Raw genomic sequence first — 15601 nt, 5'->3', positions numbered from 1 at the left:
CTTCATCCTTCTTCTTCTCCTCGACCCGCCGGTTCTCCTCGTACCGCCGGGTCGACGACGGCGGCGGCGCGGCGAGCCATCCGTTCGGCCCGGGTCAACCGCACCGAGGCCCGCAACCGGTCGTCGGTCCCGCGCGGTCCGAGGGACACCGAGGAACCCGTGTCCCCACCTCGGCCGGGTGACGGTGCCGCACCGGAGGCCGCGGTGCCGGCCGGCCCGCGGCCACCCGGACCGGTCTCGGCGAGCCCGTCGCCACCCGGATGATCATCAACACCCAGCCCACCGTTCCCCAGCCCGCCGCCGCTCAGCGTCGGCTCCCAGTCGAACGTGACCTCGCCGATGGTCACCTCCGCTCCCGCGGTGGCGCCGAGGCGAGCGAGCTCCTTCTCCACGCCGAGGCGGGCGAGCCGGTCGGCGAGAAAGCCGATCGCCTCGTCGTTGGTGAAGTCGGTCTGCCGCACCCAGCGCTCGGGCTTCGACCCGGTGATCAGGAAACCGTCGCCGAGGGGGCGCACCGTGAAGTCGGGCTCGTTCACCGCGCGGGGACGCAGCACGATGCGGGTCGCCGCCCGGGCCGGCGCGGCCGCCCGGTGCTGGGCGACGAGGTCGGCCAAGGCCAGGGACAGCGCGTGCACGCCACGTCGGGTCGCGGTACTCACCGCGAAGACCGCGAGGTCACGGGCTCGCAGCTCGGGAGCGACGAGCTCCGCGAGCTCCGCGGCGTCCGGAACGTCGATCTTGTTGAGGACGACCAGCCGGGGACGGTCGGACAGATCGGCGGAGTAGGCGGCGAGCTCGGCCTCGATGACGTCGAGGTCGGTCATCGGATCACGACCCGGTTCCAGGGTGGCGCAGTCCAGCACATGCACGATCACCGAGCAGCGTTCGATGTGCCGGAGGAACTCCAAGCCCAGCCCGCGTCCCTCGCTGGCGCCCGGAATCAGGCCGGGGACGTCCGCGACCGTGTAAGGAGGACGATCACCCGCCTGCGCCACGCCGAGATTGGGCACCAGCGTCGTGAAGGGATAGTCGGCGATCTTCGGCTTGGCCGCGCTGAGCACCGACACCAGGGAGGACTTGCCGGCGCTGGGAAAACCGACGAGCGCGACGTCGGCCACGGTCTTGAGTTCCAGCACGGCGTCGAGCTGCTCGCCGGGCTCGCCGAGTTCGGCGAACCCGGGGGCCTTGCGGCGGGCCGACGCGAGCGCCGCGTTGCCCCGCCCCCCACGGCCGCCGCGGGCCAGTACGAACGCGCTGCCCGGTCCGACCAGGTCGATGATCTGCTCGCCGTCCTCTGTCAGCACGACGGTTCCGTCCGGCACCGGGAGGACGAGGTCCGCACCGTCCGCTCCGTGCCGGTTCGACCCCTGGCCGGGGCGTCCCCGAGAGGCGCGCTGATGCGGATGGAAGTGGAAGTCGAGCAGGGTGGTCACGCTCGGGTCCACCACGAGGCGGACGTCACCACCCCGGCCGCCGTCACCGCCGTCCGGCCCGCCCAGCGGCTTGAACTTCTCCCGGTGGATGGAGGCACAGCCGTGACCGCCGTCCCCGGCCGTCGCGTGCAGCACCACCCGGTCGACGAACGTCGGCATCACCGCCTCCTCTCTACATCCCTCCCCGCGAGAGAGGCGCCAAAGCCGCGCAACCACGCCCGGAAGGGCGGTGGTACGCGCGGCTGCTGGCTCACCAGTGATCGCCGATGATCGCCATCTGACGGCAACCAAGGCCACGCCGTCGAACCGACGGCGTGGCCTTGACGATCAGATTAAGCGGGTACCGCCGCCTCGGCCACCACGTTCACGACCCGACGGCCCCGCCGATGGCCGAACCGCACGTGCCCGGGCGAGAGCGCGAACAGCGTGTCGTCCTTGCCGCGCCCGACCAGATCACCCGGGTGGAAATGGGTCCCGCGCTGACGGACGATGATCTCGCCGGCCTTCACGTACTGGCCGCCGAAGCGCTTCACGCCCAGCCGCTGCGCGTTCGAATCCCGCCCGTTGCGCGAGGAACTCGCGCCCTTCTTGTGCGCCATCCCGCTCAGGCCTTCCCGGTCTCGATGCCAGTCACCTTGAGACGCGTCAGCTTCTGGCGGTGACCCTGGCGCTTGTGGTAGCCGGTCTTGTTCTTGAACTTGTGGATCCGGATCTTCGGACCCTTGACGACGCCGACGACCTCGGCGGTGACCGCGACGGACGCGAGAGCGTCGGCGTCGTGGGTGACCGACTCGCCATCGACGAGCAGGAGCGCCGGAAGGTTCACGGCCGCGCCCGGCTCTCCGGAAAGGAGCTCGACGTCGACGACATCGCCGACGGCGACCCTGTGCTGCTTGCCGCCGCTGGCAACGACCGCGTACACCAGATCTCCCTGCTGTTGTTATGCCGCTGTGACCGCACGGAACCCGAAACGGCGTTCCCCGCGGAGCTTTGGGTGCGCATGGGCCGCGATCGACCGGAACGCGGACGATCAGCGGTCATCCAGCGAGCATTGCCCGCTAGCGAGCATCGCCCCATCCGGATGAGCATGCGGACTCCACCTTACAGGTCATCGGGAGCGGAGCGAAGGAGCGCCCGCCGCATACCGCGCATTCCGTCCCGCGCATCCCCCGCACGGCGGTCGCGTGTCCCGCACCCGACGGGCCCGCCGGGCGGATCTCATCGCGGGTCCTCGCCCCGCTCGTCCGGGTCATATCCAGGGATGACCCGGACGGGCCATGGTGTAGGCCACTGAGGAGAGAGAAGCATGGATCGTCCACATGGCGGAGTTCCACGATGGATCGTGAGGCTTCGGCGCCGGGAATGAGATCGCGTCGGGGGTGACGAGGATGTACTGGCAGCTGGTGATCTGGGCCGCGGGAGCCGGTACCGCCGTCGCTCTGGCTGTCGTCTGCCGCCCGGCGGCCACCGCCGCCCGTCGTTACGGCTCGGTTCCCGGCACGGTCCCCGCCGCGACGGGCGCGCTGACCGTGCTGGTCGTCGTCGGTCTCACCCTCACGGCCTTCGCCGGCCTACCGCCCTGGGCAGGCGCCTGTTGGACGCTGGGCACCGCGGCCACGGCCGGATGGATCGCGCTGCGCCGGCGGGGTCCATCCGCGTGGGGATTGCCCGATTCCGGGATGAAGGGCCGGCCGTCCGGTGGTCTCGAGGCGGGAGAGGCGGGAGAGGCGGGAGACCCGGGAGAGGCGGCCGATCCCGCCTACGCGGCCGATGAGCCGGTCCTACGCGGTCGGATGATCCCGAACCTCGCCGATCAGGACGATCTGGTGCAGTCGCTGACCATCGCCTCCTATGCCCTGCAGATGGGCGACCCAGGACGGGCCCGTCAGGCGATCGAGGTAGCCTTGTCCCGTTCCCGGGCCACCCTCGACCTGCTACTGCGGGAGAATGCCGGCCGCGGGCTCGTGCGCCCGGGCCCGGCCGCCGGGCCGAGTCGGGCCGGGCCGAGTCGGGCCGGGCCGACCGCCGCCTGAACGGCCGGTCCGGCTCTCCGCCAAGCCTCGATCAGCTGGGGGCGCCCACGACGAGCATCCCACGCCGGACGCCGCGGGGTCCTTCCGCTCCAGAGACAAGCTGACGGACCAGCGGCACCGGATCTCTGGCGGGTCAGGCGCTCGGGGGTTCCGCCGAGGGCACGGACTCCAGCGACTCGGCCGGCTTGGACACCGGCCGGGAGGCCCGCCGTCGTCGGCCCCGGGCCGGTTTGCCCACAGTGGACAAGGCGTTGTCCGCGGTCGCGAGGCTGTCGGGATCATCGGAGTTGGCGTACACCGGCGGCAGGGCCTCCTCGAGGCCGCCCGCGCCGGAGCCACCGCCAGCGGGCACATGCCCGTTCGACCCGGCTGGGGAACCGGCTGCCCCGAGTCCCGGGGCGGCGGCAGCTGCGGCCCCGCCCGCCGGCCCCGCCGCACTGTCGGCCGCATGCGCGGGCTCGGGCGCGGGCACCGTATCCGCGGCGGTGACGCCCGCGGTGGCTATCGCACCCTCGCCGGCCGTCACGGCGACGTTCTCCGCGGCGTCGGGCGTCGATGATGCGGCGGATCCGATGGGTTCGCCAGGTCCGCCGGACGCCTCGGATTCGGATGCGGACGTAGGCTCGGCCGACGCGGCGGCGATGATCGCGGGGCCGTCGACGGCACTCGTGGACACGGCACTCGCGGACACGGCACTCGCGGACGAGGAGCGGACCCGACGACCGGACCCGGACCCCTCCGCCGGCGCGGGCACCGCCACCGGAGTCGGCTGACCGGCACCGGACACAATGGTCCCGCTCGGCACGCCGGCTGCGGCGTGTGCACCGCTGCCGCCGTCGAGGTGGATGACCACCCCGCGGCCGTTGCAGTGCACGCACGGCTCGCTGTACGCCTCCAGCAGGCCCTGCCCCACCCGCTTGCGGGTCATCTGGACCAGCCCGAGGCTGGTCACCTCGGCGACCTGGTGCCGGGTACGGTCCCGGCCAAGGCACTCGGTGAGCCGGCGCAGGACCAGTTCTCGGTTGCTCTCCAGAACCATGTCGATGAAGTCGATGACAATGATGCCACCGATATCCCGCAGCCGCAGCTGACGGACGATCTCCTCGGCGGCTTCCAGGTTGTTCTTGGTGACCGTCTCCTCGAGGTTGCCGCCCTTGCCGGTGAACTTGCCCGTGTTGACGTCGATGACCGTCATCGCCTCGGTCCGGTCGATGACGAGCGATCCACCCGAGGGCAGCCAGACCTTGCGGTCGAGGGCCTTGGCGAGCTGCTCGTCTACCCGGTACTCGGCGAAGACGTCACCGGTTCCGGTGTAGCGGCGGATCCGCGACCGCAGGTCGGGAGCCACTGTGTCGATGTACTCCTCGATCGTGATGGCCTCACCCGAGCCCTGGACGACCAGCTCGGTGAAGTCCTCGTTGAAGATGTCCCGGATCACCCGGACGACCAGGTCCGGCTCGCCGTAGAGCAGCGAGGGCGCCGACGCCTTCTTCGCCTTGCGCTCGATGTCCTCCCATTGGGCGGCGAGCCGCTCGATGTCGCGTTCCAGCTCGGCCTCGCTGGCACCCTCGGCTGCGGTGCGCACGATGACCCCACCGTCCTCGGGCGTGATTTTCTTCAGGATGCTCTTGAGCCGAGCTCGTTCGGTGTCCGGCAACTTGCGGCTGATCCCGGCGTTCTGTCCGTCCGGGACGAACACCAGGTACCGCCCCGGCAGACTGATCTGGCTGGTGAGCCGCGCGCCCTTGTGCCCGATCGGATCCTTGGACACCTGGACCAGGACCGACTGACCGGACTTGAGCACCTGCTCGATCTTGCGAGGCCGACCGTCCAGCCCGGATGCGTCGTAGTTGACCTCGCCGGCGTAGAGGACGGCATTGCGTCCCTTACCGATGTCGACGAAGGCCGCCTCCATGCTGGCCAGCACGTTCTGTACTCGGCCGAGGTAGACGTTGCCCGCATAGGACGACGAGCTCGCCCGGGTCACGAAGTGCTCGACGAGTACCCCGTCCTCCAGCACGGCGATCTGGGTGCGCTCCCCCGCGTGGCGGACGACCATCCGGCGTTCGACCGACTCCCGCCGGGCCAGGAACTCCGCCTCGGTGACGATCGGTGGCCGACGCCGACCACTGTCGCGGCCCTCCCGGCGCCGCTGACGCTTGGCCTCCAGACGGGTGGACCCGCTCAGCCCCCGGACCAGGTCCTCGTCCTTGCGGGTCTCCCGGACGTGGACGACCGTGTTCGGCGGGTCGTCGGCGAGCGCCGGCTCGTCGCCGCCGGCGCGACGGCGCCGCCGCCGCCGACGGCGGGCCCCTCCCAGCCGGTCGTCCTCGTCCTCACCGTCACGCTCGGCACTTTCCTCCGCCGCGCCGGGGGTCGTCTCGGCGCCCTCATCCGACGCGACGGCGGGCACCGACCCGGTTCCCTGCCCGGCCACGGACGAGCCGTCCACACCGTCCGTGTCCTGTGCCACACCCTCGCGACCCGTGTCGTCCGCGGCCGCGGCGCCGTCCTCCGGGCCGGACTCCACGCCGTCCTCGTCGCCCCGGGCCCGACCACGACCACGGCGACCACGGCGCCGACGGCGGGTGGAGGCCGAGCCGCCCCCATCCGGGTCGTCGTCGAATTCGCTGTCCTCCTCGCCGCCCGTGAGGTCGCCCATCGTGTCGGGATCGGTCGTGTCGGGATCGGTGGCCACGTCCGCCTCGTCCCGGGGGTGAGCCGGTGCCTCGGCATGCCGCCGCTCGGCGGACGGGAACGCCGTGCCCGCCACGGCATCCACCGCGGTGGCGGCGGATCCGAGTTCGGCGGCACGCCGCCAGCGAGCCTCCACGACCGCCGGTTCGGGAGCCTGGAAGGTCACCATGGCGGCCGGTCGCCGGAGCACGGGACGGATCATCGTCTCGACGACCGGCTCGTTATGGATCCCGGCCCAGGTCGGAGCGGTCGCCCGCCTGGCCCTTGTCGCCGCGCTCCGGGTGCTGCCGGCCTCGGGCTCGGCAGAGCTCGGCTCGGCAGAGCTCGGCTCGGCAGATCTCGACTCAGCGGTCGACTCCCGGGCCGCCGGCTCGGCGACGCCGGGCTCGTCGGTCCCGGGCTGCGCGGACTCCGGTTCCGTGGGCCCAGGCGTGTCCGTAGGCCCGGATGTGTCCGTAGGCCCGGGCGTGTCGGGAGCCGACGCCACGGCGGCGGTCGAACCCGCGGGTACACCGACGGACCCGGTCGCACCGACATCCGGCATCGCCGGACCGAGGATGGTCGCATCGCCAGGCCCGGCGGCGACCGGCCCGGCCGCCGCGGTGCCGGACCCGGCCGGGTCCGGCACCGCGGCAGCGGGCGTCATCAGTCCGGAGATGGCACGACGGGCCCTGGTCCGTTTCGGCTTCGCAGCGACGTCCGGCGATACGACGTCCCGCGGCGCGTCCTCGGTGGGAGGGGCGTCCTCGGCGGGAGGGGCGTCCTCGGCGGGAGGGGCGTCCTCGGCGGGAGGGGCAACCGGCACCTCGGTCACCTCACGCACCGCGCGGCGGCTGCGTGCCGCCCGGGTGCGCCGCGCCGGCACCGGTTCGGTGGCCTCCACCGTGTCGTCCCGGGCCGTGTCGTCCCGGGCCGGGACGACAGTGACGGATTCGACGGTGGCGGGTTTATCGACCGGACCTGGTTCGCCGACCGGGGTGGTCGAGGGAGCGTCGGCTTCGGTGGTATCCGCCGGTTCCATCCTGGCCCTGGCGGAGCCGCGGGTCATCCGGGCGCGGGTGGTCGAACCGGCGTCCCGGCGACGGCGCCGGCCCTCGGCCGGCGCCGAGGGTGCGTCGCCGGAGGTCTCGTCTCGAAGGGGCCCGCCCGGGACCTGTGCGACGGCCGGGTCGTCCGGAACCGGATTCCCGGCTGGCGCCACATCGGTCACGTTCGGCCCGGCGGTGGCATGGTCGTCGGCGGGTGGGCCTGCCGCTCGTCCCGCGGCCCTGCGCCTACGCGCCGCCGGTCGGGTGGGCTCGGATTCAGTCTGGATGGTCAGATCGTCGTCGGGCACGGGTTAAGAAGCCTCTCGGGCTCCCGGGCGCGCTGCTCATGCAGTCGCGACCGCGCAGAAGCCACTGTCTCGGTCCGGCGCGGGTACCGCCGGGGAATCCTGCGACGCCCTGCAACACGCTGAGGTTCAACCCACCAGCCGGCCAGCGCCGTTGCGGTCCTGCGCCAGCGGGTCCGCCACAGTGCCGTCCTCACACAGTCGGCCCTGTTCGAGCCGGGTGGACTCGGGCGGCGCCGACGAGCGCAGGCCGGCTACCACGCCTAGGGCGGTCAGCACGTCGTCTGGTCGTACAGCGGGCGTCGTGTGCCGCACGACCATCTCCAGTATCGCACACGTGTCGTTCTCTGCGCGGCAAACGGCGGAGACCACTGCCGCGCGCACATCGAACCGTCGCCTGCCGTCCTTCGTCGCCCGCTCAACTTCGACCACGTCGCGGCGCAACAGCTCCCGCACGGCGGCGGAGACCTCCGGACCGGAGGCACCCGGCAACCGTACCGACCACCGCGAGGCGTCGATCCGCTCGGCGAGGCTGCCGCCTTCCGCCCGGTGGCACGCGAGCACGTCCAGCCCCGGCGGAAGAACGGCGTCCAGGCCGACCCGCAGCGCCTCCGGATCGACCGAGGCTGCCAGGGCCAGCTCGACGTATTCGGCCTCACTGGCTGCCCCGGTCGGCGCGGCACCCAGCCACGAGATCCGCGGATGCGGACTGAATCCCGCCGAATAGGCCATCGGGACCCCGGCGCGGCGCAATGCGCGCTCGAACGTTCGCGCCACGTCCCGATGTGAGAGGAATCTCAGCCGGCCCCGCTTCGCGAAACGAAGTCGCACCCGTTCGACCACCGGCGGAGGCGGCGGCCCCTCAGGTCGCCGCGCCACTGCCCACCGGAGCCGGGGCGAGCCGCGGCGTGGTCGCGGGATCGGGTTGAATGGCCGGCTGCGGTCGCTCGGCCTGCCCGGACCCGGGGCCCTGGAGGTTCGACACCGCAAGCACGGGGAGCAGCCGACGTCCGGTCGGGCCGATCTGGGTGTCGGTGCCCATCGTTGGACAGACCCCGCAGTCGTAGCAGGGTGTCCAGCGACAGTCATCGAGCTCATTCCCGCTCAGCGCATCCTGCCAATCAGCCCACAGCCAGTCCCGGTCGAGGCCCGCGTCGAGGTGATCCCAGGCCAGCACCTCGCGTTCGTCACGCTCGCGGGTGGTGAACCAGTCCAGCGACACCCCCAGCGGTTCGAGCTCCGCCGCGCACGCGGACTCCCAGCGTTCGAACGAGAAGTACTCGTTCCAGCCGTCGAAGCGGCCGCCGTCTCGCCAGACCCGTTCGATCACCGCAGCCACCCGGCGGTCACCGCGGGCCAGCAGGCCCTCGATGATGCCAGGCCGACCGTCGTGGTAACGGAAACCGATCGCCCGACCCACCTCACGATCGGCGCGCACGGCATCACGGAGCAGCTTCAGCCGGGCGTCGGTCACCTCGTGCGGCGCCTGCCCCACCCACTGAAACGGGGTGTGCGGCTTGGGCACGAACCCGCCGATCGACACGGTGCAGCGGATGTCGCGCTGCCCGCTGACCCGCCGACCGGCCCGGATGACCTCCCTGGCGAGGTCGGCGATCTCCAGCACGTCTTCGTCGGTCTCGGTCGGCAGGCCGCACATGAAATAGAGCTTCACCTGCCGCCAGCCGTGAGCGTAAGCGGTGCTAACGGTGCGGACCAGGTCCTCGGCACTGACCATCTTGTTGATGACCCGACGCAGCCGCTCGGAGCCGCCCTCGGGGGCGAAGGTCAGCCCGCTACGCCGGCCGTTACGGGAGAATTCGTTCGCGAGCGTGACGTTGAAGGCGTCCACCCGAGTGGACGGCAGACTCAACGAGACGTTGGCGCCCTCGTACCGGTCGGCGAGACCGGTGGCGATCTCGCCGATCTCGGTGTGGTCCGCGCTCGACAACGACAGCAGGCCGACCTCGGAGAAGCCCGTCGCGCGCAGCCCCGCGTCGACCATCGCACCGATGGTGGCGATGTTGCGCTCACGCACCGGACGGGTGATCATCCCGGCCTGGCAGAACCGGCAGCCCCGGGTGCAGCCGCGGAAGATCTCCACGCTCATCCGCTCGTGCACCGTCTCGGCGAGCGGGACCAGCGGAGCCTTCGGATACGGCCAGGAGTCGAGATCGGACAGCGTGTGCTTGCTCGGCCGGGCCGGCACGTCGTCCCGGTTGCGGGTGACCGACCGGATACGGCCGTCGGGCCGGTAGGAGACGTCGTAGAACGCCGGCACGTACACCAGGCGCCGGCAGGCCAGCCGGTGCAACAGCTCGCCCCGGCCACCGGGACTCCCGGCCGCCTTCCAGGCGCGAACCACGTCGGTGATGCCCAGCACGGCCTGCTCGCCGTCGCCGAGCACGACGGCGTCGACGAACGTGGCGATCGGCTCGGGATTGAAGGCGGCATGCCCCCCCGCGACGACCAGCGGATCGGCGTCGGTGCGCTCGGCCGCGTGCAACGAGATCCCGGCAAGATCGAGTGCCGTCAGCAGGTTGGTATACCCGAGTTCGGTGGCGAAGCTGACGCCCAACAGGTCGAAATCGCCCACCGCGCGGTGGGCGTCCACCGTGAACTGCGGCAGCCCGTGCTCGCGCAGCAACGCTTCCAGGTCCGGCCACACCGAGTAGGTGCGCTCGGCGAGCACATCCGGCTGCTCGTTGAGGATCTCGTACAGAATCTGTAGTCCCTGGTTGGGCAGGCCGATCTCGTAGGCGTCCGGATACATCAGGCACCAGCGGACGGCCGCGGAGTCCCAGGGTTTGACCGTGGAGTTGCCTTCGCCTCCGACGTACTGCACGGGCCTTCGCACCCGCGGGAGCAGCGGCTCCAGGCGAGCGAACAGCGACTGTCCGGACATGCATGCGAGCCTACGGCACGCGCCAGGTCCACCTCGACGCTCGGCCGACCCGGGAAGCGCGGCCGACCCGGGAAGCGCCGCCGACCCGGGAAGCGCCGCCGAGCGAGCTCAGGAGGCATACGGGTCCGATCGGGATCGCAGCCGCACGTTCTGCAGGAGTCCGACAGCAATCATGTTTGCGAACATCGACGAACCGCCGTAGGAGAGAAAAGGCAACGGCAGGCCGGTGACCGGCATGATGCCCAGGCACATGCCGATGTTGACGAACGCCTGGAAGGTGAACCAGGAGACGACCCCGGTGGCGACGAGCGCGCCGAAGGAGTCCTGCGAGCCGAAGCCGATCGACAGGGCCCGCCACAGAACCACGCCGAGCAACACGATGATTCCGCCACCCCCGAGATATCCCAACTCCTCCCCCGCGACACTGAACACGAAGTCCGTCTGCTGTTCCGGGACGAACTGGCCCTGGGTCTGCTGGCCGTGCAGCAGGCCCCGTCCGGAGATTCCGCCGTTGGCGATCGCGATCATCGCCTGGTCGACGTTGTAGCCCGTGCCGGACGATGCCTTGTTCTCGGAGACGAACGAGGTCAGCCGGGCCTCCTGGTACGGCTTCAGAAGATGGAACTGGAGGATCGCGCCGCCGAACAGCACACCGCAGAGGATCAGCCCCAGCACCCATCGGCGCGGCGCGCCGCTGACCGCCAGCATGCCGAGGGTGGTGAAGACCAGAACCATGACGGTACCGAAGTCCGGCTGCAACATGATCAAGCCGATCGGGACCACGGCGAGCCCGAGCACGAGCAGCACGTCACCGTGGCCAGGGGCGCCGCGCCGGACTCCCGTGTGCCGGTCCTCGTGTTTCTCACCGAGGATCATCGCCGCGCCGACCACGAGCGCCATCTTGGCGAACTCGGACGGCTGCAGCTGGAAGCCGGCAGGCAGCACAATCCACGAGTGTGCGCCGTTGATCGTCGAACCGAACAGGAGTACCGCGACGAGCCCGACGAGCGAGCCGAGATAGACGAAGGGCGCGTAGGCCCGCACCGCCCGGTAGTCGATGACGGTCGCAACCGCGCCGAGCACCAGCCCGATGGCCAGGTTCAGCAGGTGCCGATCGAGGAAGGTGTTGGGATCACTGCCCGCCTCGCTGAGCCGCTGGCGGGTCGCCGACCAGACCAGCAGAGCACCGAGAACGGACAACGCGATGACGCAGAGCTGCAGCGGCCAGTCGAGCCGGCGCAGCGGCGAGTGGGGCCCGGAAGCCCTCTCCCGCAGGTGCCCGATCCGCCCCCGGATGGGCACCGGAGACGATCGAAGTGCGGTGGGTCCCGCTTCGTCTACCACTGCGCCTCCCGCCACCACCGTCACGCCGACACGACATTCACGTCCTGGGCTCCCACCCCATCCCCCGAGACCCCGCCCCCATCCCGAGGCGCCGTCCTCACGGCACGAGGTGGCCGTCAGGGCGGCGCCCGGCCCGTCGCCGTCACGCCCGCGCCGCTGGTGCCGGGCAGGGGGGCGGCCGGGCCCGGCGCCGATCCGGCCGGCGAGGCCAGCGTCGCGGGGGCGGGCTGCGGTGACGCCGCCGCGATCGTCCCGTCCCGGTTGAGCTTCGGCAGCCCGGCCGGCGGTTTCCCACCCGGCATCGCCGCCGGCCGGCCGACACCGTAGATTGCCTGGTAGATCTGTTTGGCCACCGGAGCCGCGAACTCCGCGCCGGTCCCGGAGTCCGGGATGGTGACCACGACGGCGAACTGGGGGTCGTTCGCCGGCGCGAAGGAGGCAAACCAGGAGGTGTCCCCTTTACCCTCAACCTCGGCGGTTCCGGTCTTCGCCGCGATCGGGACGACGTCGCTCGGCCAGTCCGCGAAGACGCCGGTGGCGGTGCCCCCGCCCTCCGTCGTCACCCCGCGCAGGCTGTCCCGGATGTAGGCGAGGTTCTCCGGTGAGACCGGCAGCGTCCCGGCCCGGCGCGGCGCGAAGGTCCTGACGACCTTGCCGTCCGGAGACACGGTGGCCTTGGCGAGGGTGGGCTTGTACAGGGTGCCGCCGTTGGCGATGGCCGCGTAGGCGACGGCGAGCTGCAGCGGGCTCAGCGACAGGTACTGGCCTTGGCCGATCGCGAACTGGGTGGCGGCACCGGCGTTGTACAGGTAGCCGTCAACGCACGCCTCGGCGGCGTACTTGCGGTACCGCTCGGCCTTGGCCGGGTCGGGTTCCTCCGGGTAGCCGTTCTTGGCCCGCCGGCAGTAGGAGTCCTTGAGCTCCGCCCAGATCGCCTTGGCGCCGGCGCGGTCGACGACGGAGCCCCGCGTCTCGCCGGGCAGATCCAGCCCGGTGGTCCGGCCGAAGCCCATCGCCTGGGCCATCTTGACGAAGTATTCTTTCGGGGGGGAGTAGGGCCCACGGCCGTTACGCAGCCCGCCGTCCGCGAGCCAGGCGTCGTAGGCGAACTTGTCGAAGATGACGTCACAGGAAATGACCAGCGCCTGGTGCAGGGTGATCGGACCGGCCGACTCGCCGTCGAAATTGTGGAAGACCTGGTCACCGATCTGCAGGCTGGGCGCGCAGTCGTAGCGGTCGTTCCCCTTGGCGCCCAGGTTCTGCATCGCGACGGCGGTGGAGATGGCCTTGAAGGTGGAGCCGGCCGGCCCCGACCCCTGGTAGGCCCGCGAGAGCAGCGGGATGCCGTTCGCGGGATCGGACAGCGCCCGGTAATCGCTCTCCGAGACCCCACCGCTAAAGACCGACGGGTCGTAGGACGGCAGGCTCGCCATCGCGATCACCCCGCCGGTGCGCACGTCCAGCACAACCGCGGAGGCGGTGCGCGGGCCGCCCCCGAGCTTCTTGATCGTTTCCGTCAGCGCCTGCTCGACCGCCTGCTGCACGTCGAGGTCGAGGTTGAGCACCAGGTGGTCACCGCTGAGCGGCGCGATGGTCGACGCGGTACCGGCCACCCGGCCGAACCGGTCCACCTCCAGGCGTTCCACCCCGTCGGTGCCGCGCAGCTCGTCGTCATAGGTGCTCTCCAGACCGGCGACGCCGATCAGGCTGTTGAGGTGGTAGCCCTTCTCATCCCCCTGCTTGTCGAGCTGGTCCTGACTGACCGGCGCGAGATAGCCCAGCTCGTGCGCGGCCAGCGCGCCATGCGGGTACTCGCGGACGGCCTGCAGGTCGGCGGAGACACCGGGGAAGCGGTCGGGATGTTCGATGACGGCGAGGGCCTGCCGCGGACTGACGTCCTTGGCGACCGGTACCGGCTGGTAGGGCGATCCGTTCCAGCAGGGCGGCTTCACCTGGGCGCTACAGAACCGGATTCGCCGGGCGAGCTCGTCCGCGGGGGTGCCGATCACCGCGGCGAGGCGGGCGAGGACGGCCCTGCCCTGGTCGGCCTGCCGATCCGTGGTCGACCGGTTCACCGAGATGACCAGCGACGTACGGTTTCGGACGAGGGCCTGCCCCTTGTCGTCAAGGATCATCCCCCGGGTCGCGGGCGTCACCACCTCGCGGACCCGGTTGGTCTCGGCAACCCGGCGGTAACGGTCACCGTCCAGGATCTGGAGCACCCACAGCCGCGCGCCGAGTGTGATGAGCAGGGAGACGACCAGCACGCGCAGCAGCAGGACGCGGACCCGCATCCGGTCGTTCACCGCGGCTCCCGCCGTCGACCGCCGGCCAGCCGCCGGGAGCCCGCGAGCAGCAACGGGAACAGGAACGGGGTGAGCAGGAGGGCGTAGACGCCGGCTACCAACGCCCGCAGCACAGCCTGACCTCCCGTCAACGCCGCCTCACCGAGGATCGAGGTGGTGGCGGCGTATCCGAGAGTGCCCAGCACACTCGCCCCACCGATCGCCGCCAGGGGAACCACCACCGACCGCTCCGCCGCATCCATCGCCAGTCCGACAGCGTAACCGATCAGACACAAAACGAGAGCAGTCTGACCGAGGACATGACTGGAGGACAGATCGGCCAGCAATCCCGCCACGAAGCCGGCGACCGCGCCGAGCAATGGCCCCTCGATCAGCGCGATCGCTGCCAACAGAACGAGCATGAGGTCAAGCCGGCCACCGGGCAGACCCAGCCGGGCGATCACGGAGACCTGGAGGATCAGGGCGACGGTCAGGAGCACGACCGCGGCCACGACGGCGCGCCCGCGCAGGGTCTCCTCAGGGCCGGCGATGCCCCACATCACGCTCAACCCGCTCCGCCCCCGACGCCGGATGCCGCCCCGGCCAATGATCCCCCCACCGGCGACCCAGCGGTGGGTGACAGCGGGGCCGGCGGAACGGACGCGGTCGGCGGAACGGACGCGGCCGGCTCGGTCGGCACCGGCCTGGGCGTCAGCACCCGGTCGCCGGGGTCGGCCGGTGGCTTGCCGACCACCACCCCGACCAGGTCCAGGGTGCCGACCGACGCGTACGGTTTGACCTCGGCGGTCCGCGACAGACCATCGACGTCAGTGACCTTGGTGACCATACCGATCGGGACGCCGGCGACGTAGTCGAGACTGCCGAAGGTGACCAGCCGATCACCTTTCTGCACCCGATATGAGGCGTCGTACAGCGTGAAGGTCAACGTGCCCGGTCCCTGCCCACCGGCCACGGCACCGAGCAGCTGGGTGCGTTCGAGCCGTGCTCCGATGTGACTACCCGGGTCGCAGGCCAGCCGGACGATTGCGGTGTGCTCGGTCACGCCGGACACCGTGCCGACCAGCCCGTCGGCATTGAGCACGGTCTTGTCGACCACGATGCCGTCGGCCCTGCCGGCGTTGATGGTGACGGTCCAGTCCGTCCCCGTCACGTCACCGACCGCAATCACCTTCGCCGGCACGATGGTGTACTGGCCCTTGTCCGCCAACAACCGGAGGTCGGCGAGTTCGGTCGACATCCGGCCGATCTCGGTGTCGTCGGCGATCTGGCGGCGCAGGCGGGCGTTCTCCTCCGCGAGTCGATCCGCCCGGTCGTGATAGCGGTTCGGATGCGTCAGGGAGGAGGCGGTCCGGCCAATCGGGCGGGTGACCGTCGTGACGCCGTTCTCGACCCCCCCGAAGATCGAGTGCAGAACCCCACGTGCTCCGGTGGCCGATCTCCCGGTCCGGTAGTCCAAGGTGATCAGAGTGAAGGCGATGATGAGCAGGGCGACGATCACCAGGCGAGATCGCCTCGTGCCACGGCCCACAACACCCTCCGAACACACTCTTACG

Annotated in this window: 11 protein-coding genes; 1 reads left to right on the top strand and 10 read right to left on the bottom strand. The window is 71.1% G+C overall.

The window, feature by feature from the left end; translation table 11 throughout:
- Nucleotides 1–2: 2 nt before the first annotated feature.
- From obgE to rplU, 3 genes are all read right to left on the bottom strand, one after another.
- Nucleotides 3–1592, bottom strand: a complete 1590-nt coding sequence (gene obgE / locus FRANCCI3_RS06125; RefSeq protein WP_011435666.1) for a GTPase ObgE — start codon at nucleotides 1590–1592, stop codon at nucleotides 3–5.
- 173 nt (nucleotides 1593–1765) lie between these two features.
- Complete coding sequence (gene rpmA / locus FRANCCI3_RS06120; RefSeq protein WP_011435665.1) at nucleotides 1766–2032, bottom strand: 50S ribosomal protein L27; 267 nt, start codon at nucleotides 2030–2032, stop codon at nucleotides 1766–1768.
- A 5-nt stretch (nucleotides 2033–2037) separates the two neighbouring features.
- Nucleotides 2038–2355 (bottom strand): 50S ribosomal protein L21, encoded by a 318-nt coding sequence (gene rplU / locus FRANCCI3_RS06115; RefSeq protein WP_011435664.1) that lies wholly within the window; start codon nucleotides 2353–2355, stop codon nucleotides 2038–2040.
- A gap of 466 nt (nucleotides 2356–2821) precedes the next feature.
- Between rplU and FRANCCI3_RS06110 the strand changes: the two genes are divergently transcribed.
- Nucleotides 2822–3466 (top strand): hypothetical protein, encoded by a 645-nt coding sequence (locus FRANCCI3_RS06110; protein ID WP_011435663.1) that lies wholly within the window; start codon nucleotides 2822–2824, stop codon nucleotides 3464–3466.
- Nucleotides 3467–3599: 133 nt separating this feature from the next.
- On the opposite strand, the gene FRANCCI3_RS06105 is transcribed toward FRANCCI3_RS06110, so the two are convergent.
- From FRANCCI3_RS06105 to mreC, 7 genes are all read right to left on the bottom strand, one after another.
- Nucleotides 3600–7184 (bottom strand): ribonuclease E/G, encoded by a 3585-nt coding sequence (locus FRANCCI3_RS06105; RefSeq protein WP_011435662.1) that lies wholly within the window; start codon nucleotides 7182–7184, stop codon nucleotides 3600–3602.
- A gap of 441 nt (nucleotides 7185–7625) precedes the next feature.
- Nucleotides 7626–8375: a TIGR03936 family radical SAM-associated protein gene (locus FRANCCI3_RS06100; protein ID WP_011435661.1), complete on the bottom strand. Its 750-nt coding sequence runs from the start codon at nucleotides 8373–8375 to the stop codon at nucleotides 7626–7628.
- Nucleotides 8359–10398, bottom strand: coding sequence for a TIGR03960 family B12-binding radical SAM protein (locus tag FRANCCI3_RS06095; RefSeq protein ID WP_011435660.1), 2040 nt, complete (start codon nucleotides 10396–10398; stop codon nucleotides 8359–8361). The genes FRANCCI3_RS06100 and FRANCCI3_RS06095 overlap by 17 nt, the downstream gene beginning before the upstream one ends.
- Before the next feature lie 108 nt (nucleotides 10399–10506).
- Nucleotides 10507–11742 (bottom strand): rod shape-determining protein RodA, encoded by a 1236-nt coding sequence (gene rodA, locus FRANCCI3_RS06090; RefSeq protein WP_011435659.1) that lies wholly within the window; start codon nucleotides 11740–11742, stop codon nucleotides 10507–10509.
- A gap of 116 nt (nucleotides 11743–11858) precedes the next feature.
- A complete protein-coding gene (gene mrdA, locus FRANCCI3_RS06085; RefSeq protein WP_011435658.1) occupies nucleotides 11859–14048 on the bottom strand; it encodes a penicillin-binding protein 2 in 2190 nt (729 codons plus the stop codon).
- On the bottom strand, nucleotides 14045–14587 hold the full coding sequence (gene mreD / locus FRANCCI3_RS06080; RefSeq protein WP_011435657.1) for a rod shape-determining protein MreD: 543 nt from the start codon (nucleotides 14585–14587) through the stop codon (nucleotides 14045–14047). The genes mrdA and mreD overlap by 4 nt, the downstream gene beginning before the upstream one ends.
- A 5-nt stretch (nucleotides 14588–14592) precedes the next feature.
- Entirely contained in the window at nucleotides 14593–15576 is a 984-nt protein-coding gene (gene mreC / locus FRANCCI3_RS06075) for a rod shape-determining protein MreC (RefSeq protein ID WP_011435656.1), read from the bottom strand.
- Nucleotides 15577–15601 lie beyond the last annotated feature (25 nt).

It is taken from the genome of Frankia casuarinae, assembly GCF_000013345.1.
GTDB lineage: Bacteria > Actinomycetota > Actinomycetes > Frankiales > Frankiaceae > Frankia > Frankia casuarinae.
This window is presented reverse-complemented; position numbering and strand designations above follow the sequence as displayed.

Excerpts from the sequence above, each read along its gene's own strand:
- obgE (WP_011435666.1), bottom strand. The coding sequence starts at position 1,592 with ATGCCGACGTTCGTCGACCGGGTGGTGCTGCACGCGACGGCCGGGGAC.
- rpmA (WP_011435665.1), bottom strand. The coding sequence starts at position 2,032 with ATGGCGCACAAGAAGGGCGCGAGTTCCTCGCGCAACGGGCGGGATTCG.
- FRANCCI3_RS06110 (WP_011435663.1), top strand. The coding sequence starts at position 2,822 with ATGTACTGGCAGCTGGTGATCTGGGCCGCGGGAGCCGGTACCGCCGTC.
- FRANCCI3_RS06105 (WP_011435662.1), bottom strand. The coding sequence starts at position 7,184 with ATGGAACCGGCGGATACCACCGAAGCCGACGCTCCCTCGACCACCCCG.
- FRANCCI3_RS06095 (WP_011435660.1), bottom strand. The coding sequence starts at position 10,398 with ATGTCCGGACAGTCGCTGTTCGCTCGCCTGGAGCCGCTGCTCCCGCGG.
- mreD (WP_011435657.1), bottom strand. The coding sequence starts at position 14,587 with ATGTGGGGCATCGCCGGCCCTGAGGAGACCCTGCGCGGGCGCGCCGTC.